The 25,009-nt window shown below is 58.6% G+C and carries 21 protein-coding genes; 16 read left to right on the forward strand and 5 right to left on the reverse strand.

Translation table 11 applies throughout. The features are described 5' to 3' along the window. Nucleotides 1-36: 36 nt before the first annotated feature. The 4 genes from LG203_RS01115 to LG203_RS01130 all read right to left on the reverse strand — a co-directional run bounded on the left by LG203_RS01115 (nt 37) and on the right by LG203_RS01130 (nt 5,399). Nucleotides 37-2,448 (reverse strand): TonB-dependent receptor, encoded by a 2,412-nt coding sequence (locus LG203_RS01115; protein WP_230344113.1) that lies wholly within the window; start codon nt 2,446-2,448, stop codon nt 37-39. A 129-nt stretch (nt 2,449-2,577) separates the two neighbouring features. Further along, the gene (locus tag LG203_RS01120) at nt 2,578-3,594 is read right to left on the reverse strand and encodes a FecR family protein (protein ID WP_230344114.1); all 1,017 of its coding nucleotides are present in this window, start codon (nt 3,592-3,594) and stop codon (nt 2,578-2,580) included. 2 nt (nt 3,595-3,596) lie between these two features. Further along, nucleotides 3,597-4,124, reverse strand: a complete 528-nt coding sequence (locus LG203_RS01125; RefSeq protein ID WP_230344115.1) for a sigma-70 family RNA polymerase sigma factor — start codon at nt 4,122-4,124, stop codon at nt 3,597-3,599. A 12-nt stretch (nt 4,125-4,136) separates the two neighbouring features. Beyond that, nucleotides 4,137-5,399 carry a PepSY-associated TM helix domain-containing protein gene (locus LG203_RS01130; RefSeq protein WP_230344116.1) on the reverse strand — a complete coding sequence of 421 codons (1,263 nt, stop codon included), beginning with the start codon at nt 5,397-5,399 and terminating at the stop codon, nt 4,137-4,139. A 210-nt stretch (nt 5,400-5,609) separates the two neighbouring features. Between LG203_RS01130 and LG203_RS01135 the strand changes: the two genes are divergently transcribed. From LG203_RS01135 to LG203_RS01210, 16 genes are all read left to right on the forward strand, one after another. Next, complete coding sequence (locus LG203_RS01135; protein WP_230344117.1) at nt 5,610-6,134, forward strand: sigma-70 family RNA polymerase sigma factor; 525 nt, start codon at nt 5,610-5,612, stop codon at nt 6,132-6,134. Beyond that, nucleotides 6,131-7,177: a FecR family protein gene (locus LG203_RS01140; RefSeq protein ID WP_230344118.1), complete on the forward strand. Its 1,047-nt coding sequence runs from the start codon at nt 6,131-6,133 to the stop codon at nt 7,175-7,177. Before LG203_RS01135 ends, LG203_RS01140 begins: the two co-directional genes overlap by 4 nt. A gap of 96 nt (nt 7,178-7,273) precedes the next feature. Next, nucleotides 7,274-9,757, forward strand: a complete 2,484-nt coding sequence (locus LG203_RS01145) for a TonB-dependent siderophore receptor (protein ID WP_230344119.1) — start codon at nt 7,274-7,276, stop codon at nt 9,755-9,757. Nucleotides 9,758-9,841: 84 nt separating this feature from the next. Then, entirely contained in the window at nt 9,842-10,234 is a 393-nt protein-coding gene (locus LG203_RS01150; RefSeq protein WP_230344120.1) for a DUF3649 domain-containing protein, read from the forward strand. Further along, nucleotides 10,231-11,856: a PepSY-associated TM helix domain-containing protein gene (locus tag LG203_RS01155; RefSeq protein WP_230344121.1), complete on the forward strand. Its 1,626-nt coding sequence runs from the start codon at nt 10,231-10,233 to the stop codon at nt 11,854-11,856. The genes LG203_RS01150 and LG203_RS01155 overlap by 4 nt, the downstream gene beginning before the upstream one ends. Then, nucleotides 11,853-12,215, forward strand: coding sequence for a DUF3325 family protein (locus LG203_RS01160; protein WP_230344122.1), 363 nt, complete (start codon nt 11,853-11,855; stop codon nt 12,213-12,215). The genes LG203_RS01155 and LG203_RS01160 overlap by 4 nt, the downstream gene beginning before the upstream one ends. Before the next feature lie 93 nt (nt 12,216-12,308). After that, entirely contained in the window at nt 12,309-12,953 is a 645-nt protein-coding gene (locus tag LG203_RS01165; RefSeq protein WP_230344301.1) for a hypothetical protein, read from the forward strand. A gap of 82 nt (nt 12,954-13,035) precedes the next feature. After that, entirely contained in the window at nt 13,036-14,199 is a 1,164-nt protein-coding gene (locus LG203_RS01170; RefSeq protein WP_230344123.1) for an efflux RND transporter periplasmic adaptor subunit, read from the forward strand. Beyond that, nucleotides 14,196-16,202 (forward strand): MacB family efflux pump subunit, encoded by a 2,007-nt coding sequence (locus LG203_RS01175; RefSeq protein ID WP_230344124.1) that lies wholly within the window; start codon nt 14,196-14,198, stop codon nt 16,200-16,202. Before LG203_RS01170 ends, LG203_RS01175 begins: the two co-directional genes overlap by 4 nt. After that, a complete protein-coding gene (locus tag LG203_RS01180) occupies nt 16,199-17,683 on the forward strand; it encodes an efflux transporter outer membrane subunit (RefSeq protein ID WP_230344125.1) in 1,485 nt (494 codons plus the stop codon). The genes LG203_RS01175 and LG203_RS01180 overlap by 4 nt, the downstream gene beginning before the upstream one ends. Before the next feature lie 116 nt (nt 17,684-17,799). Continuing rightward, nucleotides 17,800-18,372, forward strand: coding sequence for a hypothetical protein (locus tag LG203_RS01185; protein WP_230344126.1), 573 nt, complete (start codon nt 17,800-17,802; stop codon nt 18,370-18,372). A gap of 21 nt (nt 18,373-18,393) precedes the next feature. Then, on the forward strand, nt 18,394-19,725 hold the full coding sequence (locus LG203_RS01190; protein ID WP_230344127.1) for an adenosylmethionine--8-amino-7-oxononanoate transaminase: 1,332 nt from the start codon (nt 18,394-18,396) through the stop codon (nt 19,723-19,725). A gap of 2 nt (nt 19,726-19,727) precedes the next feature. After that, entirely contained in the window at nt 19,728-21,173 is a 1,446-nt protein-coding gene (gene dacB, locus LG203_RS01195) for a D-alanyl-D-alanine carboxypeptidase/D-alanyl-D-alanine endopeptidase (RefSeq protein ID WP_230344128.1), read from the forward strand. A 200-nt stretch (nt 21,174-21,373) separates the two neighbouring features. Then, the gene (locus tag LG203_RS01200) at nt 21,374-21,841 is read left to right on the forward strand and encodes an FKBP-type peptidyl-prolyl cis-trans isomerase (RefSeq protein ID WP_015829351.1); all 468 of its coding nucleotides are present in this window, start codon (nt 21,374-21,376) and stop codon (nt 21,839-21,841) included. 63 nt (nt 21,842-21,904) lie between these two features. Then, nucleotides 21,905-22,327, forward strand: a complete 423-nt coding sequence (locus LG203_RS01205) for an OsmC family protein (RefSeq protein ID WP_230344129.1) — start codon at nt 21,905-21,907, stop codon at nt 22,325-22,327. Nucleotides 22,328-22,344: 17 nt separating this feature from the next. Continuing rightward, complete coding sequence (locus LG203_RS01210) at nt 22,345-22,728, forward strand: VOC family protein (RefSeq protein ID WP_230344302.1); 384 nt, start codon at nt 22,345-22,347, stop codon at nt 22,726-22,728. A gap of 77 nt (nt 22,729-22,805) precedes the next feature. Here the strand turns inward: LG203_RS01210 and LG203_RS01215 are convergent, their stop codons facing one another. Continuing rightward, nucleotides 22,806-24,929 (reverse strand): TonB-dependent siderophore receptor, encoded by a 2,124-nt coding sequence (locus LG203_RS01215; RefSeq protein WP_230344130.1) that lies wholly within the window; start codon nt 24,927-24,929, stop codon nt 22,806-22,808. Nucleotides 24,930-25,009: the final 80 nt, after the last annotated feature.

Raw genomic sequence — 25,009 nt, forward strand, 5'->3', positions numbered from 1 at the left:
CCGATATTGCACCGGGCAGTTTGCTGGGGGAGGGGCTTAGAACTGCATCTGTGCCGAGAAGGCCAGGCTGCGCGGGGTGCCGAGGTAGTAGGCGTTCAGCCAGTAATCCTTGTCGAACAGGTTATTCACATTCAAGCGCAAGGTCAGGGGGCGATTGGATACCGTGGTTTGGTAACGTGCGCCAATATCCGCCGTGACAAAGGATGGCAGGCGATCCGTGTTGGCATCATCCGCATATTGCTTGCCGGTGTAGTAAACCCCGCCGGTGAGCGTCAGGCCTTCAACGCCAGGAATCTGATACTCGCTATAGACCTTGGCAAACTGTTGCGCCACATTCATCGGCACGTTGCCTGCATTTTCCGATTTCTTCACCGTGGCATCCATCAGCGTCAGGCCGGTGATGACGGTGAGTCTATCCGTGGCTTTGCCGGTGGCGCCGAATTCTATGCCCTTGTGATTCTGGCGACCATTCTGGCGATAGACACTGCTTGAGCTGTCGATGACCTCCGTGTATTGATAGGCCTTTTCGATCTCAAAGATGGCGGTGGTCAGCAATACCTTGCCCACACTGGCTTTCAGGCCGAACTCCTGCTGACGGCTGACCATGGGTGGCATAACCTCACCATGGTTTGTATAAATCAGTGAAGTTGGCGCGCGACCACCTGCCTCCAGTCCTTCGATGTAGCTCAGGTAAGAGGTCAGCCATGGCATGGGCTTGTAAATCAGGGAGATCGCAGGCGAGGTGCGGCTCTTGTCATAGGAGGAGCTCTTGCTGTTGTCTTCGTTGTAGCTCAGCGAGAGGATACGGCTGCGGTTTACCCCGGCCAGCATGGACCATTGCTCGTTAAAGGTGACCAAGTCGCCCAGCATCAGGTTTTCATTGATATCGCGGCCTTTGGTATAAAGCGAGGCGGTGTCCGCAGCAAAGGCTGGTTTAGCGACATAGGTCGGACTGCGCATGGAAAATGGCCCTAGCATGCTGGCGCCACTGTCGTAATCCGATCCGCGGTAAAGATCGGAATTCATGTAGTAGCCGGTGGTGACCTTGTGCGAAATGCTGCCGGTATCAAAGCGGATATCGGCAAACGCCTGCCCCGCGTTATAGACATCCTCGGTGTCGGCGCCGGCCAGTGCCAGTTGCTGATAAGTGGTGGCCGATTGCGGGTAATTGTAGGTGCCTGCGGTACCTTCGCGATGGATGTAGTCGCGCATATAGGCGCCGCGCAGGGTGATGTGGTCATTCAACTGGTAGGTCAGTTTGCTCATGAGCTTGGTATTGTGAAACTCATCACCACTCCATTTCTGGCCCCAGTATTTGCTGGTGTCCGGGGCGGAAGGGCGCTGAATGCCACTGGCAACATACCAGTAGGGTGAGACGGCATCAATTTTGTAGTGGTTGTAGACCGCGTTCAACTCCAGCAGCAGCTTGTCGGTGATCTGCCAATCGATGGCGCCGCTGACCAGTTCGCGCTGTATGCTCTGATGATCCAGCGCCGTGCCACCATCCTGCTTGACCACGTTCAGCCGATAGCCTGCGCGGCCTTCGTCGTCAATGCGGCCGCCAAAATCGCCATGCACATAGGCCTGGCTGCCACCGTAGTTCCCTACCGTCACGCTGTTCAGCCGCTCCATGGTCGGGCGTTTGTATACGAAATTGATCATGCCGCCCGGGTTTGCTGCGCCATATAAAAAGCCGGAAAGGCCGTTCAACACTTCCACCCGTTCCTTGTCTTCCATGGTGGCAGCATGGTTGTAGGCGCGGCGCATGCCATCTTCCGCTGTGTTATAGCCGTCAAAGCCGCGAATATTCACATTGGGGCTGAAACCCGTGATCTGCGGCGTGGTGGTGCGGGTCGATGGGTTCAGCTTGTACACATCGTCCGGAGATTGTGCCTGGATATTCTGGATCAGCTCCTGCGGAATCACGCTGATGGCATACGGGGTATCCTGCAGGCGCATGCTGCCGAGTGCGCCGACGGAGGAGATGGTCTTGACCCGATAGCCATCTGCGGCTTTGCCCTCATCTTGCACGTTAGCGCTGGATTCCTTGGCGGCTGACACGCTGACTTCAGGTAGCGTGGTGGGTTCGGCATGGCTTTGCGGCTTTTCCACATTGGCAGGATTGGGCTTGAGGGTGTAGCTGCCATTGCTGCCCTTTACGGCCTGCAAACCGCTCCCGGCGAGAAGCGCGGTCAGGGCGTCTTCCGGCTGGTATTGCCCGTTGATAGATTTGGCCTGCTTGTTGCGCACCAGGTCGGCATCCACTCCGATCAGCATGCCCGTTTTGGCGGCCAGTTCGGTAAGAGCCTGCCCCAGAGGCTGAGCGGCGATTTGTAAATGGCTGGCTGGGCTGGCATCGGCGGCATGGGCCTGTGTCATCTGGCACAGGCACGCCACAATGGCGAGATGTAAAAGTGAGGCACGGCCCCACGCTGGAGATGTTGTCATGGTTGACTCCCTGAGTTTGGTCATTGGAATTGAGAAGCTCTCAACTCCAATGACCGCGCTGAGGAAAAATCGGGCAGCTTGTGTTGGCGTTTTGTTTCTAAAAGTCGGTTATATCAAGCGCATAACACTTTACTGATCAGGTGCGGGCTTGCGTGCGTCTGCGTTCGCCGTGTCCACCAACACCACGTAGTTTGAATAGCGCTGAATGCGGATAGGCAATGCCTGTTGCAGGATACTGAGTGCCTTGTCGCCATCATCGGTGGGCAATACCCCGGTAAACCGCAGTGGCTGTGTATCGGCTCTCAGCTTGAGCAGGCCGGGGCGGTATTCCGCCAGTCGCGCAATCACGGCACTCAGCGGCGCATCTTCAAACACCAGCCGCTGCATGTGCCAGCTATCGGCGAGTGCTGGGGCGGGCATCAGGGTATATGCCTGCTGGGTGTCAAAGCGCAGCTGTTTGCCGGCATATACCTTGCTGATGGTGGCGGAATGGCGAGGCTTCACGGCTACCGTGGATTCCAGCACGGTGACGGTGCTGCTGTCGGCATCCTGCCGCACCAGGTAGCGCGTGCCGAGAGCCGTTGCCGAGCCATCGCGATTTTCCACAATAAAGGGACGCTGCTGCGGATCGTGTGCCACTTCGGCCAGCACTTCGCCCTCGGTCAGGCGTATGGTGCGGGTGTGAGCGTCAAAGCGGATATCCACGGCACTGTGCGTGTTGAGGGTGATGCGGCTGCCGTCACTGAGGCTGATCTGGCGAATTTCGCCAGTCGATGTACGTTCATCCGCCAGCCAGTAGCGGCTGCTGGGAAGTTGCAGGCCGCCCAGCAGCAGCAAGGCACTCAGGGCGGTGCCGATCAGCGCTTTGCGTCCACCCTTGCTGCGTTCGGATTTTGCTGTGTCGGCATGGTCTGCCAGGCTTTGCCACAGGGTTTCCATCTGGCGAAAAATCTCGGCATGGCGCGGGTGACGCTGTTGCCATGCCTGGCAGGCTGCCTGTAATTGAGCGCGTTGCGCTTCGGTATCCGCTTCCGTCAGCTGGATCAGCCATTCGGCGGCTTGCTGGCGCACCTCGGCCATCGTCGGCTCCGGCATGGCCGAGGCGGCTGAAGCAGATTGCGATGCAGATGGCATGTCGTCTGGCATGCTCAGGGCGCGCCGGGGTAGAGCCGGGCATGGCAATGCACCAGCGCCCGCGACAGGTACTGCTTGACGCTGCTTTCCGAGACTTGCATGGTGGCAGCGATTTCGCGGTAACCCATGCCATCGACACGGGCGAGCAGCAGGGCGCGCCGGGCTTTTTCATCCAATTCTTCGCTTAGCATCAGCAATACCTGCGCCAGCAATTGCCGCGCCGAGCAGATGGTTTCCGGGCTATGGCTGCTGTCATCGGCGTTGAGCAGCGCCACGGCTTGCAGGGTTTCCTGCTCCACCTGTCGCTTGCGGAATTCATTGATCATTAGCCGGTTGGCGGTCACCAGCAGATAGGCCCGGGGCTCGCGGATGTCGGGGATGTCATCCTGCGCCAGCAAACGGCTGAAGGTGTCTTGTGAAATATCTGCTGCATGGTGCGGGCAACCCAGCTTCTTGCGCAGCCAGCCCATGAGCCAGCCCTGATGGTTATGATAGAGCAGGCTCAGCCATTGATTGCGCAGATGAATCTGGGAGCTCAGCATGGTCGTGGCAGATTAATTCGCTGGGCTGGGCTTGGAACCGTCATGCTGCGCCAGATGGCGTTTGCCGATGGCGGCTGTAGACGCGGCGCGCTGACTCTGATGCAGGCGTGACTTGCGCTTGCGGGCCCAGATAATGATGCCGGTGACGGAAAGCATGGTGACGACCACCCCCATCAGCGAGATCAGGATGCGCCCCGGCAAGCCGAGAATGCGGCCTGAATGCAGCGGGAACTGCGCTTGCATGAAGATATCGCCGGCACTGCCCGTGCCCGGCACGATGGCGCCCGCATATTCGCCGGTCTTGCCATCGAAATAGAGCCAGGGATTACCGAGTCCGCCATCGCCATGGTCATTGTCAGCTTCAAAAAAGCCCACGCCGTATACGCCAAATTGGGGCGACCAGAAAATGGCGCCGGGAGGGGCCTCCCAACCGCGCTTTCGTGCCTCGCTGGTGGCACGATCCAGCACCGCCTGCCGGGAGATGACGGGCGTCAGCGGTTTGTCCAGCGGACTGGGGGTAATGGTGTCAAATGGACTGGCGGTCAGCGGCGAAATGCGGTTCACCAGCGGACGCATGACCTCCGTACCCAGGTTCATCGAGATCGATGTTACCGCCATGATCAGCAGCAAGCCCCAGACCCACACGCCGCCCGAGCGGTGCAAATCAAAGTTGAGTGCATAGCCGCCCTTTTGCCAGCGAAACGCAAACGATTTGCGCCAGCTCGCAAGGTTGGGGAAGGAAATCCACAAGGCAATCAGGCTGTCTATCGTCCAGACGATGGCAATAATCCCCATGAACAAGACGCCCAGCTCAAGATTGAAACCATCGGGGATATGCAGGCTGTAATGCAGCTTGTACAAAAACGGCAGCAGGTTTTGAGCGCTAAGCGAAATCTCGCCCCACATGCGCTTGCCCTGCACCTCGCCGGTGTAGGGATTCACCGCCATCTGGTTGAAGTCAGGCGCATAGGGCTTGCCTGTGGCCGGGTTGAGCCGCGGCTGCACGAATAGCTGCAAGGCATGCCCGGCTTCTGTCGCCAGCGGCAGGTAGGTCACCATGATGGAGGGATTGGCCGCCTCGATCTCGCTGGCCAGTTGCAAGGACGGCTGAGGGATGCCATGCGTCGGGGCTTGCACTTCGAAGAGCTGCGGATTCAGCGCCGCATCCAGCTCATGATCCCAGGAAATGATGGCGCCAGTAAGACCGGCAATAAACAGAAAAATCGCGGTGGCAAGGCCAAACCAGCGATGTAACAGGGCGAGTGGTTTACGCATGAGGCATCCAGCAGTAACGAGATTTAGGAGATATTATACATATCAAATACAAATCATTCTCATTTTGTGCTGAGTAGTGATGCTGCAGGAAAGCAGAGCTTGATCATGCGTTTGCGCGCTGGGGTCTTATCCCGACTTTACGATTGAACGGTTGTAGGATGCTGGCTTGTTTCATATAATGATAATTATTCTCAACTGTATATATCGGCCATGTCCCTGATTCTTTGTCCCCGTCGTCGCGATGTGGCAGAAATGCTTTATACCCAGCATCACAGCTGGCTACAGGGCTGGCTGCGCAAAAAGCTGGGCTGCGCGCATGGAGCGGCGGATATCGCGCAGGATACATTCTTGCGCTTGATGGCTTCGCGCGATCTGCTGATGTTGCAGGAGCCGCGGGCATTTTTAACGCGTACGGCCACCCGTTTGCTGATTGATGATGCACGGCACAAGAGAATTGAAGCCCTGTATCTGGAAGAGCTGACGGCGCAGCTGGAGCATGCGCATGCGCCCGACCCGGCCAAGATGCTGGAGGCGGTGCGTGCGCTGGCGTATCTGGTCTCTGTGCTGGAAACCTTGCCTGAAAAGCCGCGCCAGGCGTTCCTGATGGCGCAGCTGGAAGAGCTGGGGCATGACGAAATCGCCCGCCGCCTGTCGGTATCCACCCGCATGGTCCGCAAGTATCTGGTGCAGGCGCTGGTGCATTGCCACGATGCGCTGGAGCAGGTGCAGCCATGAGCGAGTTGGCTTATCAGCCCGGTCATCAGGCCGAAGCGCGAGCTGCGATAGTACGGCAGGCCGCAGAGTGGCTGGTACTGCTGGCCAGCCGGGAGGCCAGCGTGGCAGATGAAGCCGCGTTCAATGCCTGGATGGCGGCGGACCCTGCTCACGCACGTGCCGTGGGTGCCATGCGCGGCTTTGTCGGTAAGCTGAATTCAGTGGCGGGGGATGCTTCTCAACGCGCCGTGCTCCGGCAAGCCTTGCACAAACCCTCTGCTGGTCGTGGCTGGCGGGGCGCGGCTGCTGCGATCTTGCTGCTGGGCGTCATGATAGGCGGCTGGCAGTTGTTCAATCCGTGGTCGGCCCTGTTCGCCGATCTGCGTACCGATACCGCCGAGTGGAAAAACGAAGTGTTGCCGGATCAATCGCATCTGGCATTGGCCAGTGCCACGGCGGTAGATATCAAGTTTAGCGCGCACGAGCGCAAGGTAGCGCTGCTCAAGGGCGAGATTCTGGTGGATGTCGCGCCTGACCCACAGCGCCCATTCATCGTGCAAACCCCGCATGGCACCATGCGCGCGCTCGGTACGCGCTTTGTGGTGACGCTGACCGATAGCGGGACCACGCTGACCATGCTGCACTCCAAGGTGGAAGCCCGTGCAGAAGGGCAAGAGGGTGCGCGGGTGGTGATGGCTGGCGAGCAGGTCGTGCTGTCTCCCGCCCATGTCAGCACGCCGGTAGCCATTGATGCTGAAGGCGTGGCCGCAGCGTGGAGTGCGCATCAGCTGATGGTGCAGGATCAGCCTCTGAATCAGGTGCTAGACAGTCTGTGGCGCTACCGTCGCGGTATTGTCATGTATCGCACTGCCGATATGGATGCGATGCACGTCTCTGCCCTGCTGCCACTGGAGGATACGGACCGGGCGCTGCAGTTGCTGGCGAGCAGCTTCCCGCTGCGCATCCGCCATTTGACGCCCTGGCTCACCTGGGTGGAGAAGGTGGAAAAGCCTGCCCCGGCCGACCAGGTAGGCAATGGGCCTGCGCAGGGTTCATCGCAATAACAGGCAAAAACTGGCAAGAAATGCAGCACATGCAGTTCCGCTTTTGCGGGTGACTACGTCATAGCTTGTGTAGACACCATCACAAAAGGGGAGCACATGAAGCAGTATCAGAAAAGTAGGAAGGGGCAGGCGCGCATGCCTGCGAAAGCGGCAGCGTGGACACGATTGAAGCCCGCCTGTCTGGCGGTACATCTGGCCCTGGGTTCCATGCTTGCCATGTCGGCAAGCACGCAGGCAGCAGAAGTCGCGCAGAAGAGTTACCAGATTCCTGCGGGCAGTCTTGCTCAGGTGTTGAACCGCTACGCGCAGCAGGCTGGCGTGCTGATTTCGTATGATGCCGGGCTGGTGAAAAACCTGAACTCGCCTGGCCTGCAAGGACAGTACGACGTGGACGCAGGCTTTGCCCGCTTGCTGGATGGCAGTGGCCTGCAGGTAAAACGCAATGCCGCCGGCTACGTGCTGGAAGCCGCGCCCAAAACGGCCGTGCCTGAGTCGGATGCGGTGCGTGACCAGACGCTGCCGGAAGTTGCCGTGGTCGCAAATGAGGAAAGAATGGCCGTCACCGAAAACACCGGTTCGTACACCACGGGCGAGACCAACACCGCTACCCGGCTGGGTTTGTCCCTGCGTGAAACGCCGCAGTCGGTGAGCGTGATCACGCGCCAGCAAATGGATGACCGTGCCTTGCTGGGCTTGTCGGATGTGTTGCGCCAGACCACGGGCATCAGTGTCAACCAGGCTGGTTCTGAAGTGACGGATGGCGTGCAGTATTACTCGCGCGGCTTCGCCGTTGAAAATTACATGATAGACGGCATTCCGCTGTCGACCAGCGAAAGCTGGCAGTACCAGGTTTCCGACCTGGCATTTTATGACCGGGTAGAAGTGGTGCGGGGCGCAACTGGCCTGATGAGTGGCGTCGGCACGCCTTCCGCCGCCATCAACTTGGTGCGCAAGCGCCCGACCAAGGAGTTTCAGGCTTCGGTCACCGGCATGGCGGGCTCCTGGGATAACTTCCGTGGCGAAGCGGATATTTCGGGATCGCTGAACGAAGATGGCAGCGTGCGTGGCCGCATGGTGGCGGTGCGCCAGAGCAGCAACTCCTTTATCGACCGCATGAGCTCGGACAAGGAAATGTTCTACGGCATTCTGGAAGTCGACCTCACCCCCAGCTTGCTGTTTACCGCTGGCATGGAATACCAGAAATACACCTCCAATAGCGCCAGCCGTGCCGGCCTGCCCTTGTTCTTCAGCGATGGCAGCCGGACCAACTGGTCGCGATCGGCCAATTCCTCTGCCAACTGGGCAGATTTCAATCATGAGCAGCGCTCGTACTTTGCCTCGCTGGAAAAGCGGTTTGACAACGACTGGCTGGCCAAGGTGGTGGTCAACCAGCGCCGTAGCGATTACGACGCCCTGCTGGGCTATGCCATCTGGAATGCTCCCAATCCGGATGGCACTGGGACGGGCATGTACAAGACCAGCTGGCTGGCCAAACCCAAGCAGAACAGTATTGATGCCTATGCCACGGGTCCATTCAGCCTGTTTGGGCGTGAGCATGAGCTCGTGGTCGGCGTCACCGCCTCCAAAACCAGCTGGGGTAGAACAACCAGTCATGGCTGGGCCCTTAGTGCTATCGACAATATCTATACCTGGAATGGCGATACGCCTGGCTACGACGATATCCCGGTAACGGGCTCCGGTGCGTTTGACAGCCATGAATCCGGTGCCTATACCACGGTGCGCCTCAAGCCTGTGGATGATCTTTCCATCATGATCGGCAGTCGTATCAGCAACTGGAGCACGCGCAACTTCTCCTGGGGCCCCAGTGGTACGCAGAATGCCACCGATGCCCGCAGTGAAAGCGGCGTGGTAACGCCGTATGCCGGAGTGGTGTATGACCTCAACCGTACCTGGTCCGTGTATGCGAGCTATACCGATATTTTCAAGCCGCAAACCAACCGTGGCTCTGACGGTACATTTCTGGATCCCTTGACCGGCAGCAGCAAGGAAGCGGGCGTCAAAAGCGAATTCTTTAATCGCAAGCTCAACTTCAGCGCCGCCGTGTTTGAGATTCAGCAGGACAATCTGGCACAGATCATTCCTGGCGTCACAGTCGACAACAACGCGGTGTATCGCGCCGTATCCGGCACCAAGAGCCGGGGTTTTGAAGCTGAAGTCAGTGGTGAACTTCGCCCGGGCTGGCAAGTGGTGGCAGGTGTTTCGCATAGCCGCGCCAAGGATAAAGACGGCGCGCTTTTGAATACCTATGTTCCGCAGAACACCATCAAGCTATTCACGACCTATCGCATGAGCGGTGTGCTGAACAAGCTGACGGTGGGTGGGGGCACCAACTGGCAGAGCAAGACCTACACCGATGAGTTGGGGGCGAATGGCGACCAGCGCTTCACGCAGGATGCCTATGCCGTGGTCGACCTGATGGCGCGCTATCAGGTGGATAGCCATCTGTCGGCTGCGCTCAATATCAACAACGTGTTCGATAAGTCGTATTACAGCACGACCAGCTCGAGCTATTTCGGTACGCCGCGCAATGCCATGCTGACACTCAAGTATCAGTTCTGAGGCGCGTCGTTAGGGTGGTTTAACCCGTGACCGGTACCTGGTTGTTTTCAGGTGCCGGCCTGTTTTTTTGTAAAGGATGCATGGATGCAGGTGTATGACGAAGGCAATGAGGTGAGTGACACCGGGCTGGTGCCACGCAAGTCCGGGCAGGCGCAGCGTAAATCTGACCTCGCTGCGCGTAAATCAACCTCGGGCACATCCGCAACCGGCATGCGCTGGGCGGTGTTCTCTCGTGTGATGGCGGCGATTATCGGCGCCTATGTGCTGACGCTGCTGAGTATCGCCGTGCTGGCACTGGTATTGCCGATGTCGCGCGCGGAGTCGGTGTTGCTGTCCATGCTATTGTCCTTTTTGATCTATGCCTGTGCCGTCCTTTGGGTGTTTGCCACGCGCAGTGCCTGGCGGGCATGGGGTGGCATGTTGCTGCCTTCGCTGCTGATGGCAGCCGGGCTGGGTTTGTGGTGGAGTGTGAAATGAAAGATGCATTTAGAGCCTCCATGGCGTGGGTGCACACCTGGGCGGGCTTGCTGGTGTGCTGGGTGTTGCTGCTGATCTTTGCGGCAGGCACGGCCAGCTATTATCGCAACGAGATTACCTTGTGGATGCAGCCCGAACTGCATGCTATTGCCCCCAGTCAGGATAGCCAGGCCCATATGGCCGAACGTGCGGTGATCGCCCTGCAACAGCGCTCGCCCGATGCCAAGCAATGGTTTATCGGCTTTCCCAATGAGCGCAGCCAGGGCCTGCAGATTTTCTGGGAAGACAAGCTGCCGCCGGGAGTAGAGCCCACGCGTGAACGCTTTCACGATGAGATGCTGAATCCTGATACTGGCCTGCCGCTGGAGGTGCGGGAAACCAAGGGCGGCGATTTCTTCTACCGGCTGCATTTTGATCTGCATTACCTGCCAGTCACGCTGGCGCGCTGGATCGTCGGTTTTTGCGCCATGTTCATGCTGGTGGCGCTGATCACGGGCGTGATCATCCATCGCCGCATTTTCAAGGATTTTTTTACCTTCAGGCCCGGCAAGGGGCAGCGCTCGTGGCTGGATGCCCATAACATCACCGGTGTGCTGGCCTTGCCCTATCACCTGATGATTACCTACACGGGGCTCATGCTGCTGATGTATCTCTACATGCCTACGCCGATTGTCGTCGCCTACCAAGGCAACAACCAGGCATTTTTCGGCGAGCTGTTCCGCGAGGAGCCAGCGCCTGAGCCCAGCGGCCGTCCGGCAACGCTGACCTCCATCGCTGGTCTGGTGACCGAGGCGCAACGCATCTGGCAGGGGGCTGAGGGCGGAGCGAATGTTGACCATATGCATATCAACAATCCCAACGATGCCGCCGCCAGTGTCAGCCTCGATAAAGCCGGGAATGCCGGCCTGATTGAGAGCGGCATGTCGCTCACCTTTGATGGCGTCAGCGGCAAGCTGCTGCATGAGGTGGATGCGGAACAACGCGCGGTGGTACAGACCGCCACCGCCATGCGCAGCCTGCACGAGGCGAATTTTGCCCAGCCCTTGCTGCGTGCCCTGTTTTTTATCAGTGGCCTGGGGGGGTGCCTGATGATAGCCAGCGGGGCGGTGCTGTGGACTGTGAAAAAGCGTCAGGCGCAGGCCAAGCGCTTGGCAAGCGGCCTGCCACCAACATGGGGATTGCGGCTGGTCGAGGGACTGAATCTGGGCGCGATTGCAGGTCTGCCCATCGCCTTTGCCACGTTTTTCTGGGCGAACCGCATGCTGCCGATGGGGCTGGCGGCCCGCGAGGAGTGGGAGATTCACTGTGTGTTTATCGCCTGGGCCGCCGTGCTGCTGCTGGCGCAGTGGCGGCCGGGCCGGCATATGTGGCAGCTGATGCTCTGGCTGGGCGGCTTGATGTGGCTGGCGCTGCCCGTGCTGAATGCCATGCTGACGCCACAATCTGCCTTGTTGACGACCTTGCAGCATGGGCCGGTTGCCGTCGCCGGGTTTGATATCACCGCCATGCTGCTGGGCGCGGCCATCTGTTTTGCGGCGTGGCGTACGGGCAAGGTGCGCAGCCAGGTACGCAACCCTCAGCGCTCTGCACCGCCTGAACTGGCTGAAACGGAGGTGGCATGATGAAAAGCACTTGGCTTTACCTGGTGACATTTGTCCTGGCGTATCTGGGGCTGGCCAGCCTGGCTTATGGCATGGAGCGTCATCACAAGCAGCTTGCCCGCGGACACGCCTCTTCCGTGCTGGCGGCGCTAAAGCGCGCTATCCCTGTGGCGGCATGGGCATGGCTGTTTGCTGCCTTGTATCTGGCGATCCGTCTGGAAGGGGCTGGGCCGGGAAGTGTGCTGTGGCTGGGTAACCTCACGGCAGCGGCCATGTTGCTGGCCTTGCTGCTGACCTATGCACCAGCCTTGGCGCGCGGGTTGGCCATGTTGAGCCTGTCGCTGATACTCATCGGCATGTTGGGGGCGTATTGGGTTTAAGGCATGCTCGCCCTTCATGTTCGCCTTGCCGGGCGTTGCCTTTTGCCTGGCAGGTTTGTTTTTGACGTTTCACACGGAAGGTAATCCATCTTGATGCACTCTATTTTCTCGCGTTTTGCTGTTGTCCGTACCGGCGCTTTGTTGTTGTCGGCCTTGCTGTTCAGCCTGTCGGCCCATGCCGATTATGTCTGGCTGGAGCGGGATGGTGCCACGGCTCATGCCTATCTGGGGGAGCTGCAGCCGGATCGCCCGGCTGCCAGTGCCGAATTGCTGGGCGATGCCCGTGCTTTTATGGCGGATAACAAATCGCTTGCGACCACCATGAGCGACCGCCATTACACCATTGCCAACCTGCGCGAAGGCGGCGATCTGCGCTTTACAGCCAAGCGCCAGTCATCCAACGGCGGTCTGCTGTTTTACCAGGCCAAGGCCGGGCGTGAGGACACCAAGCCAGTGAATGACCTGGAACTGGTGCCGGATCAGGCGGGCGGCAATACCTTCCGCCTGTATTGGAAAAGCAAGCAGGTGCCTGCTGATCAGATCAACGTCTACACCTCCGAAGGCTGGACGCGCAGCTTCAAGGCGGCCGCTGATGGCAGCGTGACCATCACTACGCCTTTCCCCGGCCGCTATGTGCTGGAAGTGACGGCCAAGGTCAATGGCACGGTGGAACTGGAGGGTAAAAAATACGATGACGTGCGCCATGTGGCGACCGTGAGTTTTGTCGTTGGCAAATAAACCCGCGCAGGCAGTACCCATTTCGCTTGCTCATCCGTCATAGAAAGTAAGAGCCGAAAAAATCGGCGAAAAGGTGGATGACATGAAGAAGCAAACATATGGATGGGGACTGCTGGTCTTGGGGATAGCACTGACCGGCGCCTTGGTCTGGACCATGCGCGACACGGTGGAGCGTGATACGCAGGCCGTGAGCAAGGGTGACATCGAGATCAACGTTAGCGCACTGGGTACCTTGCAGCCGCGCAGTTATGTCGATGTTGGCGCCCAGGTCTCGGGGCAGATACGCCGCATACACGTGGCCCCCGGCAGCCATGTGGAAAAAGGCGAGCTGCTGATCGAGATAGACCCCAGCATTCAGCAGGCGGTGGTTGATAGCGATCGAGCCACACTGGCCGCTCTCAAGGCGCAGCTGATGGAAAGCCAGGCGCAAAGCGAACTGGCCGGGCAGCAACACCGGCGTCAGCAGCAACTGGCAAAAGACGACGCCACGCGTGAAGAAGACGTGCAGACCGCTCTTGCCAGCTCGCGCGCTGCCGAAGCCCGTGTAGAGAGTCTGCGTGCGCAGATTGAGGGTGCCCAGTCCACGCTCAAGGGGCATGAGGCCCAACTGGGCTACACCCGCATTTATGCGCCTATGGCCGGTACCGTGGTATCGCTGGAGGCGCGCGAAGGGCAAACCCTGAATGCCACGTACCAGACCCCCATGATCCTGCGCATTGCCGATCTCAGCAGCATGACGGTGTGGGCGGAAGTTTCTGAAGTCGATGTGACGCGCGTCAAGCCCGGCATGCCGGTGTATTTCACTCGCCTGGGTACCGAGCAGCGCCGCTGGCAGGGCAAAGTGCGGCAAGTGCTGCCCGCCCCACCCACGCCCGCCGGGCAGGGGCAGAGCAGTGAAACCAAACCCGCCGCCTCATCCGTGGGCAAGGTGGTGACTTACACCGTGCTGTTTGATGTGGCGAATGCCGATGGCGACTTGATGCCGCAAATGACGGCGCAGGTATTTTTTGTAGTGTCGCAGGCGCTGGATGTGGTGATGGCGCCCATGCAGGCCCTGCATATCAAGACGCCCGGCGTCTATGAAGCGCGCGTGCTGAACAAGGCGGGCAAGATTGAAGTGCGCGAGGTGCGCATTGGCTTGCAGGACCGCATTCATGGCGAAGTCTTGCAGGGCTTGCAGCCCGGCGATCAAGTCGTGACAAGTGAACGCAATGTCAGCCACTGGGCCGAGAGGTTTCAGTGGTGAGTGAGGACATTCCGCTGATCGAGCTGCGCGCCATCCGCAAGTGCTATGGCGGCGGCGATGCGCCCGAGGTGGAAGTGTTGCGCGGCATCTCGCTCAGCATTCATGCGGGCGAATTCGTGGCCATCGTCGGCGCCTCGGGTTCCGGTAAGTCCACCCTGATGAATCTGCTGGGCTGTCTGGACCGGCCGACCAGCGGCGAGTATCTGTTCGCCGGGCTGGATGTTGCCGGGTTGGGAGCCGATGCTCTGGCCTGGTTGCGCCGCGAAGCCTTTGGCTTTGTGTTCCAGGGTTATCACCTGATCCCCACCGAATCCGCCCGCGAAAATGTGGAAATGCCCGCCATTTATGCCGGCTTGCCCGATGCCGAGCGCGCGGCGCGTGCCATCAGCCTGCTGCAGCGGCTGGGGCTGGGCGACCGCCTTGACCACAGGCCCAGCCAGCTTTCCGGCGGTCAGCAGCAGCGAGTGTCGATTGCGCGCGCGCTGATGAATGGCGGCCGTATCATTCTGGCGGATGAGCCCACCGGCGCGCTGGATAGCCGTAGTGGCGAGGAAGTCATGGCCTTGCTCAATGCGCTGGCCGATGCCGGGCATACCATTTTGTTGATCACCCATGATCGTGAAGTGGCCGCGCAGGCCAGGCGCATCATCGAAGTGCGCGATGGGCAGGTGGTGGCGGATTCTCAAGCTTCTGCCAGCGACGAGACATCGGTGTCGTCTTCGATTGCGAATACCACACCCGCCGCGGCTTCATTGCTGGGTTCCCCCCAGCAACTGGTCGCGGCCATGCAGCAGGGCAGCACGGCACGTCCGGTATTCTGGAGTGATCTGCGCGAGGCCTGCCGCGCCGCCTGGCGCGTGATGACGATCAACCGCTTTCGCACGGCGCTGACCTTGCTCGGCATTGTGATTGGTGTGGCGGCGGTGATCGTCATGCTGGCGGTGGGCAATGGCGCCAAGCGCAATATCCTGTCGCAGATTTCCATGTTCGGCTCCAAAAATCTTTACCTGGAGCCGCAAGGCGAAAGTGCGTTGCAAAATGGCGGGCGCATTTCGCTGGATGATGTGGCTGCGGTGCGCGAGATTCCTAATGTGCTGGCCGCCATGCCATATCTGGAAGGTTTTTATACCGCGCGCTATGACAACCGGGACTTCAGGACCGAAATTGGCGGTGTCACCGTGGATTTTCCACTGACCATCAACTGGAACGTGGCGCGTGGCAGTTTTTTCAATATCACCGATGAAAACAGCATGGCAAAAGTCGTGCTGCTGGGCACCAGTGTGAAAAAAGCCTTGTTCCCGGATGAGGTGGATCCGCTCGGCAAATATGTGCTGCTGAACAATATCCCGTTTCAGGTGATCGGCCTGTTGACAGAAAAGGGCGCGGGCCGCGGGCAGCAGGATGAAGACAATCGCGTGGTGATTCCATACTCCACGGCCAGCAGTCAGATTTTCGGCAGTCCTTACCCTAACTGGGTCGCCATTACGCTGGATGATCCGGCGCTGATGCATGAAACCGAGCAGGCGGTGGATCAGCTCATGCTGGCGCGGCACCATATCAAGGATTACCGCCTGTTCAATGCCGCTTCGTTCATCAAGGGCCAGGCCAAAGCCAGTGACACCATGTCCCTGCTGCTGGGGCTGATTGCGGTGGTTTCGCTGCTGGTGGGCGGCATTGGCATCATGAACATCATGCTGATGACGGTGCGTGAGCGCACCCGTGAAATCGGCATCCGCATGGCAACAGGCGCCCGTCAGCGCGACATCATGCGGCAGTTCCTCACCGAGGCCATGCTGGTCTCGCTGGTGGGCGGTGCGGTGGGCGTGGTGCTGGGGCTATTGATTGGTGCAGTGCTGGTGGTGGCTGGTGTGCCTATCATATTTTCAATAAGTGCCATTCTGGGGGCTTTTGGCTCTGCCATGCTGGCGGGCCTGATCTTTGGCTACACGCCTGCCAAAAAAGCGGCGCAGCTGGACCCGGTAGTGGCATTGGCGAGCGAATGATGCAATTTTCTGATCTGGATATACCTATGAATGCGGTTGGTGTAGTGCGACGCCTGAGCGGCACATCCGCCCTGCTCGCCATGACGAAGAGCTGGCGGTTGCTTGGCTGCATGACGATGATTGCGGCGACCACCCTGAGTGCATGTTCAAGCACACTGCCGCAACCCTTGCCAGCCACTTCGGTGCCCGATCGCTGGCAATATGCTACAGCGAGCGTGGCCGCCGATGCTGTCTCGCAACAGTGGTGGCGCGGTTTTGGCAGTGATGAGCTGAATCAGCTGCTGACCCGTGCCCAGCGCGACAGCTTTGATGTGCAAGCGGCTGCTGCACGGGTGGAGCAGGCAGTCGCCCAGGCGCGGATTGCCGGTGCGCCTTTGTTGCCCGAGCTTAACCTTGGCGTTAACGCCAGTCGGGAGGAGTATTTCGATAGCCATCGCACGGCGGATGGTTCCAGCCACACCGTGGCGCTGGCCGCGAGTTATGAGGTGGATTTCTGGGGGCGTAACCGTGCGCTGCGCGACCGGGCGCGCTATCAGCTGCAATCCAGCCGCCATGATCTCGACACCGTGCAACTGACATTGACCAGTGGCGTGGCACGTCTTTACCTGCAGGTCTTGGGGCTGGCCGAGCGCCTGTCGATTGCTGAACTGAATGTGGCGAATGCCAGCCGGGTGCTGGAAGTGGTGGAAGCGCGTTATCGCGCTGGGGCAGCAACCGCGCTGGAGGTCGCCCAGCAACGCGGCTTGCTCGCCAGTCAGCAGCGCACGCTGGAAACCCTGCGCCAGCAGTTGTCTGATGGAAAAACTGCGCTGGCGGTGCTGATCGGACTGCCACCGGCGGAGCTGGTGATCATCGGTCAGGGATTGCAGGGCGTGCAAACCCCGCAGATTACGCCGGGACTGCCTGCACAGTTGCTGGTGCGGCGACCGGATATTGCCCGCGCCGAAGCGGCACTGGCGGCGGCCGATGCCAATGCCCTGGCTGCCCGCGCGGCCATGTTGCCGCGTGTGCAACTCACCGGTAGCCTGGGGGTTGGCGGCGAGCAATGGAGTGACATGCTGGCGCACCCGATCTACAGCGTGGCCGCTGCGCTGACCGCGCCGGTATTCAACGCTGGGCGGCTGGCGGCTGGGCGCGACCTGGCACTGGCGCAGCGTACCGAGCTATTGCAAAACTACCGCGCGGCGATTGTGGCGGCGTTTGGCGATGTGGAAACCGCGCTCAATGCGGTGCAGGCGATTGAGCAACAGCGGCGCTGGCAAAGCGAAGAGCTGGCCCAGGCCGAACGCGCGTTTCGCCTGGCGGAAACCCGCTACCGGGCTGGTGCCGATACCCTGCTGACGATGCTGGATGCACAGCGCACCTGGTATAGCGCCCAGGATCAGGCCGTGCAGCTTACCCTGGCCAACCTGCAAGGGCGCGTGGCCTTGTTCAAGGCTCTGGGCGGCGGCTGGCAACTTGCGCCGCCATCCGCCTCGTGATTCCGGCGTTGAATAAGGGGGGTATTCACCGCAAAGCCTTGGGATGACGGGCCGCCTGTGTCACAATTCCATCTGAAACAATTACCCTGCCTCTCAGGCAGATGATGGAGATGATGATGGTGGACGCATTGACGGATGCGGCGATCCAGCAGCTCAATCTGGGCTACAACGCCGAGGAAGACCGACTGCTGCTGAAGATAGGTTTGGCGGACGATGTGGAAGTGCCAGTATGGCTGACCCGCCGCATCGTGCGCTCCTTGTGGAAACTGCTGCATCGCGATGCAGCGCCAGCGGCGGCTGTCTCTGATATCGCCCCCGCCCCGATTTACCCTACCGCTGCGGCGCAGGTCATGCAGGCCTTTGCCGAAGAAATGCGCGAGCTGACGCTGGCACAGCAAGTCAGCGAAAGCCTGGACATGACCGGCGCCTATGAAGAACGCAGCCAGCAGCTGGGCGATGAGCCCTTGCTGATTAGCGTATGCCGCATGATTACCGAGCAAGCGGATAAACCGACACTGGAGCTGGCGGCCGCCGATGGTCAGACCTTGCATTTTTCCCTGAGCCCTGAACTTGGCATGGCATTGGGCAGCATGCTGCAACTCGCCACCCGCGAAGCACAATGGGATCTGGGCTTTGCCGATGGCCCGCTGCTGATCGATCAGCATGTGGTGCCCGCTGTTCTGCATTAATGAAAGCCACCTGCATTTTCAATGACTGAAGCGAGCCGTAATCAACAGCTGCTGGCGCGTAGCCTGCATGCGGTGTGGCATCCCTGCACCCAGATGAAACATCACGAACACCTGCCGCTGGTGCCCATACAGCGCGGGGAAGGGGTGTGGCTGTATGACATGGATGGCAAAGCTTATCTCGATGCCGTCAGTTCGTGGTGGGTCAATCTGTTCGGCCATAATCATCCCCGCATCAAGGCGGCCATCAGCCAGCAAATGGATCAGCTGGAGCATGTGATACTGGCGGGCTTTACCCACGAACCCGTGGTGCAGTTGTCCGAGCGGCTGGCAGCACTCACCGGGCTGGGGCATTGTTTCTATGCCTCGGATGGCGCTTCGGCGACCGAAATCGCGCTCAAGATGAGCTTTCATTACTGGCGCAACCTTGGCCTTGCCCAAGGCAAGGCCAGTGCTAAAACCGGCTTTATCAGCCTGCAAAACAGCTATCACGGCGAAACCCTGGGTGCGCTCTCCGTGACCGATGTGGCTATTTTCAAGGATACCTACGCGCCCCTCCTGCGGCAGAGCATCCAGATTCCCAGCCCGGACTGGCGGCTGGCAGAAGCAGGCGAGAGCGCGGAAGCCTATGCCCTGCGTTGTGCCCATGCGCTGGAAACCCATCTGCAACAGCACCATGCCACTACCGCTGCCGTGATCGTGGAGCCGCTGGTGCAATGCGCTGCCGGCATGGGCATGTATCACGAGGCTTACCTGCAACGCTTGCGCGCCTTGTGTGATCAGTACGATGTGCATCTGATCGCCGATGAAATTGCCGTGGGCTTTGGCCGCACCGGTACGCTGTTTGCCTGCGAGCAGGCCGGCATTCGGCCCGACTTCCTGTGTCTTTCCAAGGGCATCACCGGTGGCTATCTGCCTTTGTCGGTATGCCTGACGACGGATGCCATATACCAGGCGTTTTACGATGACAGCACTGCGCGCGGGTTTTTGCATTCGCACAGTTATACCGGCAATGCGCTGGCCTGCAGTGCGGCCCTGGCCACCCTGGATATTTTTGCTGAGGAAGACGTCATTGCGCGCAACCGCGACAAAGCGGCGGCGATGAATGTGCAATTGCAGGCCTTGCAGGATCTGTCCATCCATCACCTCCGGCAACGCGGCATGATCTGGGCGTTTGATGTTGCGTCGACCCATCCCGATTTCTCCCGCCAGTTTTACCTTGAGGCCTTGCAGCATGGGCTTATCCTGCGGCCGATAGGCAATACCGTGTATTTCATGCCGCCGTATTGCATTGCGCCGGAGGAGATGTCCACCTTGCTCGACCATACCGCGCAGATTCTGCGCAAGCTGGGTTAGCCGTGTTGCGCCGCCTGCTGTTTTGCTGCGTGCTGGGCCTGGCTGTGCCTGCGCACGCCGTATTGCCCTTGCCCGTGAGCCAGGCCCTGCAGCAGGCTGGTCTGGCAGATGATGATGTGGCGGTCTATGCCCAGCGGCTGGACCTTCCCCTGCCAGTGATTGCGCATCGTGCCGATGCCGCCCTTAACCCGGCATCCACCATGAAACTGCTCACGACTTATGCCGCGCTCGATATGCTGGGCCCGGCCTACCGCTGGCGTACCGAGATTTATCGGGATGGTCCGTTGGTGGATGGCGTGCTGCAGGGCAATCTGATTCTGCGTGGCGAGGGCGATCCTGCGCTGATGGCGGAAGATTTCTGGCGCTTGCTGAGCCGGTTGCGACAGCTGGGCGTGCGTGAGATTACGGGTGACCTGATCATCGATAACAGCTATTTCGCCCCGCAGGCGCAGGATGCTGCGGCGTTTGATGGCGATGGCTACCGCGCTTACAACGTGACCGCCTCGGCGCTGGTCATCAATCTGCAAGCCAGCAGCCTGCGGCTGGCGGTATCCGCCGATAGCCCGGCCAGGGTGGAGGTGAGCGCCGAGCCGGCATTGCCTGGGGTGGTGGTGCAAAACCGTTTGCAGGTCACGCGCGATAGTTGTGGCGACTGGCGCAGCCGCCTGCAATACAAGGTGCAACCCAAAGTTGAGCCGCAGGCGGCAAATGCTCCGGTGCGTGGTGTAAGCATCACATTGAGCGGGACGTTTTCGGCAGACTGCGGTGAAAAGTATCTTGAGCTCAGCGTGCTGGATGGCCCGCAATATACCTATCAGCTGTTCCAGAGCCTGTGGCAATCGCTGGGCGGATCTTTGCATGGCGAGGTGCGTTTGCAGGCACTGCCACCACAAGCGGTCAAGATCACGGAACAGTTATCCCCGCTGCCACTGGCGGATGTACTGCGGCGCCTGAACAAATACAGCAACAACCTGATGGCGCGCCAATTGCTGCTGACCGTTGCCGCCCAACAGGGCTCGCTGCCAGCCACGGAAGAGGCTGGAGCGAATGCCGTGCGGCAATGGCTGGCTAAAAAAGGCTACCGCTTTCCCGAACTGATGATAGAAAACGGCGCTGGGCTGTCGCGGGTAGAGCGCATCAGTCCACGCCACCTGGGGATGGTTCTGGCGGATGCTTATGCCGGGCCATGGATGCCGGAACTGATGTCATCGCTACCGGTGCTGGGTGTGGATGGTACCCTGCTCAAGCGCATGCAGGGCCAGCCAGTGCAGGGGCGGGCACATCTTAAAACCGGGTCGTTGAATGGAGTTAGCTCGGTGGCCGGGTATGTGCTCGACCAGCACGGTCAGCGCTGGCTGATGGTGTTCATGGTTAACCATCCGCGAGCGGCCGCCAGCCGGGCGGCGCAGGATGCCTTGATAGGCTGGATATATCGGCATGACGAGTAAGGCTGTTTTACCCTGCTTTACGTTACCTTTGCCGCTAGCGGGCGCCCGGCTACGGAACCGATGCTGAATTCGGGTATCATAATCCCCTCGGAAACAGGCGTGTATGCAGCCGCAATGTCGCCTGCTTCTGCAGCACTTCAGCCAGAAACTCGCCTATCACCGGGTTTTGTAACATTAGCCTCTAAATTTTGGAGTACGCAATGAAACATGTAAGTCTTTTTGCCAGCGCATTGTTGCTGGCGATGTTTGCGACCAGCGGATGCAGTGCTGACAATAACGGAACATCTTCAACACAGGAAAAACCCGCCATGAGCAAAACCATTACCGAACTGGTCAAGATCGACCAGGTAGTCGGCACCGGCCGTGAAGCCGAACCCGGCCTCAACGTCACCGTGCATTACACCGGCTGGCTGTATGACCCCAGCAAGCCAGAAGGCCATGGCGCTAAGTTTGATAGCTCGGTGGATCGTCGCGATCCTTTCATTTTCTACCTCGGCGGCGCGCAAGTGATCCGTGGTTGGGATGAGGGCGTGGTCGGCATGAAGGTGGGCGGCAAGCGTACCCTGATCATTCCATCGCACATGGCCTACGGCGAGCGCGGTGCGGGCGGTGTGATTCCTCCGTATGCCACGCTGGTATTCGATGTGGAACTGCTGAACGTCAAGTAATCTGTCTGAACCGGCCATGGGTTGGCCGGTTCAACACAAGCCCGTAAGCGGGTAGGAGCAAGTATGAAAGCAAGAATCAAGTGGGTGGAAAATGTCTGCTTCATGGGCGAGTCCGAGACCGGACATGCCGTGATTCTGGATGGCGCACCGGATGCTGGCGGCCGTAACCTGGGCATGCGGCCGATGGAAATGCTGCTGATCGGCATGGGCGCCTGCACGTCGTTTGACGTGGTCACCATCCTCAAAAAAGCCCGGCAACCGGTGACGGATTGCGTCGCTGACATTAGCGCCGAACGTGCCGACGAGGTGCCCAAAGTCTTTACCAAAATTCATGTGCATTTTGTGGTGACAGGCAAAGGCCTGAATCCAGCGCAGGTTGAGCGTGCGGTGAAACTGTCTGCCGAAAAATACTGCTCGGCATCCATCATGCTCGGCAAGGCGGCAGAGATCACCCACGACTTTGAAGTGGTGGAGGCCGCGCTGTGAGTACACGCCCAGGCGGTATGCTGGGCATGCATCATGTTGCATTGTTTGTGCATGATCTTGAGGCTTGCCTGCATTTTTACCGCGATGTGGTCGGCATGGCCGAAGAGTGGCAGCCCGATCCGGACAATATCTACCTGACCTCCGGCAATGACAATGTCGCCCTGCACCGGCTGGCGGCAGAGAAAACGCTGGATGGCCCGCAGCGGCTGGATCATCTGGGATTTATCTTGCGGACCCCAGAGGATGTGGATGCCTGGCATGCACACCTGACTGCCAATGCCGTACGCATCGCGCAGGCGCCGAAAACGCATCGTGATGGCGCGCGCAGTCTTTACTGCTTTGACCCTTGCGGCAATCTGGTGCAGTTTATTTATCATCCACCGATTGCGAACAAACTGTAGAGTGCAACCTGCGGTTAGGAATCAAAAAGGCCCCGCAAATGCGAGGCCTTTTTTGTGTGGGTGATTTATTAACTTGTTTAATATTTCCAGGTGAGGGTGGCGCTAGCGTTCATGGGAGCTCCGTAATAGCTCTGACCACCATTGGCCCACATCAGACTGGTGAGGTATTTTTCGTCGGTAAGGTTATAAATGTTTAACGCCGCGCTCCAGTGTTTATCGATTTCATAATTGGCCATCAGGTTCAAGAGTGCATAGCTATCCTGCTTATATCGTGTAGTGCCTATATCTACATGCGTTTCGCTTTGCCAATTAACGCTCGCGCCGACTTTCAGTTTTTCGATAAAAGGCACTTGGTAGACAGTGGTTAGTCTTAGCAGCTGCCTTGGGGTGTAAGGCTTGACGTTCTCATCATTGTCACCTTTTACACTGGCCAACCGGGTGTACCCGCCGGTGATCTTCAGTCTTGGGGTTACCTCACCTGACATATCAAATTCATACCCCTTGGTGGTGGCGTTGATACCTTCATAAATGGTGGTGTTGCCTATCACTGTGCCAGTGGACTGAGCCAGATTTTCTTGTTCAGTTTTAAATACTGCAAAAGATGTGTTCAGGTTATTGAACAGCTGACTTTTGATGCCGGCTTCATAGTTTTTGCCTTTCATTGGCGCCAGTGGCTGGAGGTTCCTGTCCAGTTTGGTTTCTGGATTGTAGATGCCGGTATAGCTGGCATAGAGAGAGTGTTCATTTGTCAGGTTATAGACTGCTCCGGCATACGGAGTGATTTTATTATTGGCTTCCGATTCTCTGCTGACGCCATAACTTACTCCGGTCAGCTCATAGCTCAACATGTTTCCGCCAGTGGTGATTTTCAGTTTGTCAGTGACATTGAATTTGGCTGCGGCATAGGTGTTAAGGCGTTTGACGTCAAAGGAAGCCGAGCTGCCTGTCACCCAGGTAGGCTCTGGCAGGTCGCCCGCATTATCGAAACTGCTGAGACCGATCGTTGTGTAGGAAGCTGATTTCTCGTGCTCATCATAAGTGGAGCGCGACCAGTTACTGCCAATTACCAACTCATGTTCACGACCCGCTAATTGAAATGGGCCAGATACATAGGCATCCGCAATCAATTCTTTGTAGGAGTCGCGATATGCACCTGGCCAGCCGGTCAAGCCAGTTCCTGTGCTGCGGTCTTCATTGCCAAAAACATAAAGAAGTTTGGCATTTCCAGTCATTTCTTTGCGGGTTAGCTGGGTGCGCAGTTTCCAGCCGTTATTGAACAGGTGGGTCAGCTCAGCGAAGGTAATATTGTTGGTTGTATCCCAGTAGCTCCAGTCTGCAGATGTAGATGCTGATCTGCTGTAATGGCGGGTTGAGCCATCCGAGTAAAGCAGTGGCAGGCTGCCCCACATCGGGCTGTTGGTATTATTCTGTTGATAGGTGTGACCAAATGTCACCGTCGTGTTATCGGTAATGTCTGCTTCAATTACGCCATAAGCGACATTCCGCTCCTGACTGTAGCGGTCCAGGTATGAGTTACGATCCTGGTTGGAAAGAACCAGGCGGCCGCGCACATTTCCGGCCTCATTCAATGGGCCAGAGACATCCATATCTACCCGGCGCTTGTCCCAGGATCCGACGGTCAGATCAATCTTGGCCTGAAATTCTTGTGTCGGGCGTTTGCGGATAAAGTTGATGGTGGCTGATGGGTTTCCTGTGCCGGATAATAAGCCTGTCGCACCCCGTAAGACCTCAATTCGATCATAGACTGCAGTATCTATATCACCAATTAATAGCCCGTCCGGGAACGGCACACCAAGTCCATCTATCTGGAAGTTGGTAATGTCTGAGCCTCTGGCTGTGTAATATGTACGATCGGTTTCGGCCCGTTCAACCTTAATGCCGGTGGTCATGTCCAGCACATCATTAATGGATGTGAGCTTGAAGTCATCCATTAACTCGCGTGTGACGACAGAAATCGACTGCGGTGTTTCCCGCAAACTCGTATTCAAACGGGTCGCAGTTTCTGTGGATTTCACCGTATAGGATTTTGTTTTTTCAGAAGCCTGTGGGGCCGAGTCTTCGGCTTGGGCGCTTACTTTCACTTCCGGAAGGGTGCTTGTGTTTTCAGCAGTTTGGTCAGCAGCGAAACTGTTGGCTGCCCAGATGGCGGAGAGCGCCAGCGCAAGAGCTTTTTGTTGCATGGGTGTCCTCATGAGGCTTGTTGTGAGGCACGGGCGGGCTAGATTTGGCTGGCTGGTGCAGGTGGTTAATTTATCAAATG

This window comes from Methylovorus mays (genome assembly GCF_020531915.1).
Classification (GTDB): domain Bacteria; phylum Pseudomonadota; class Gammaproteobacteria; order Burkholderiales; family Methylophilaceae; genus Methylovorus; species Methylovorus mays.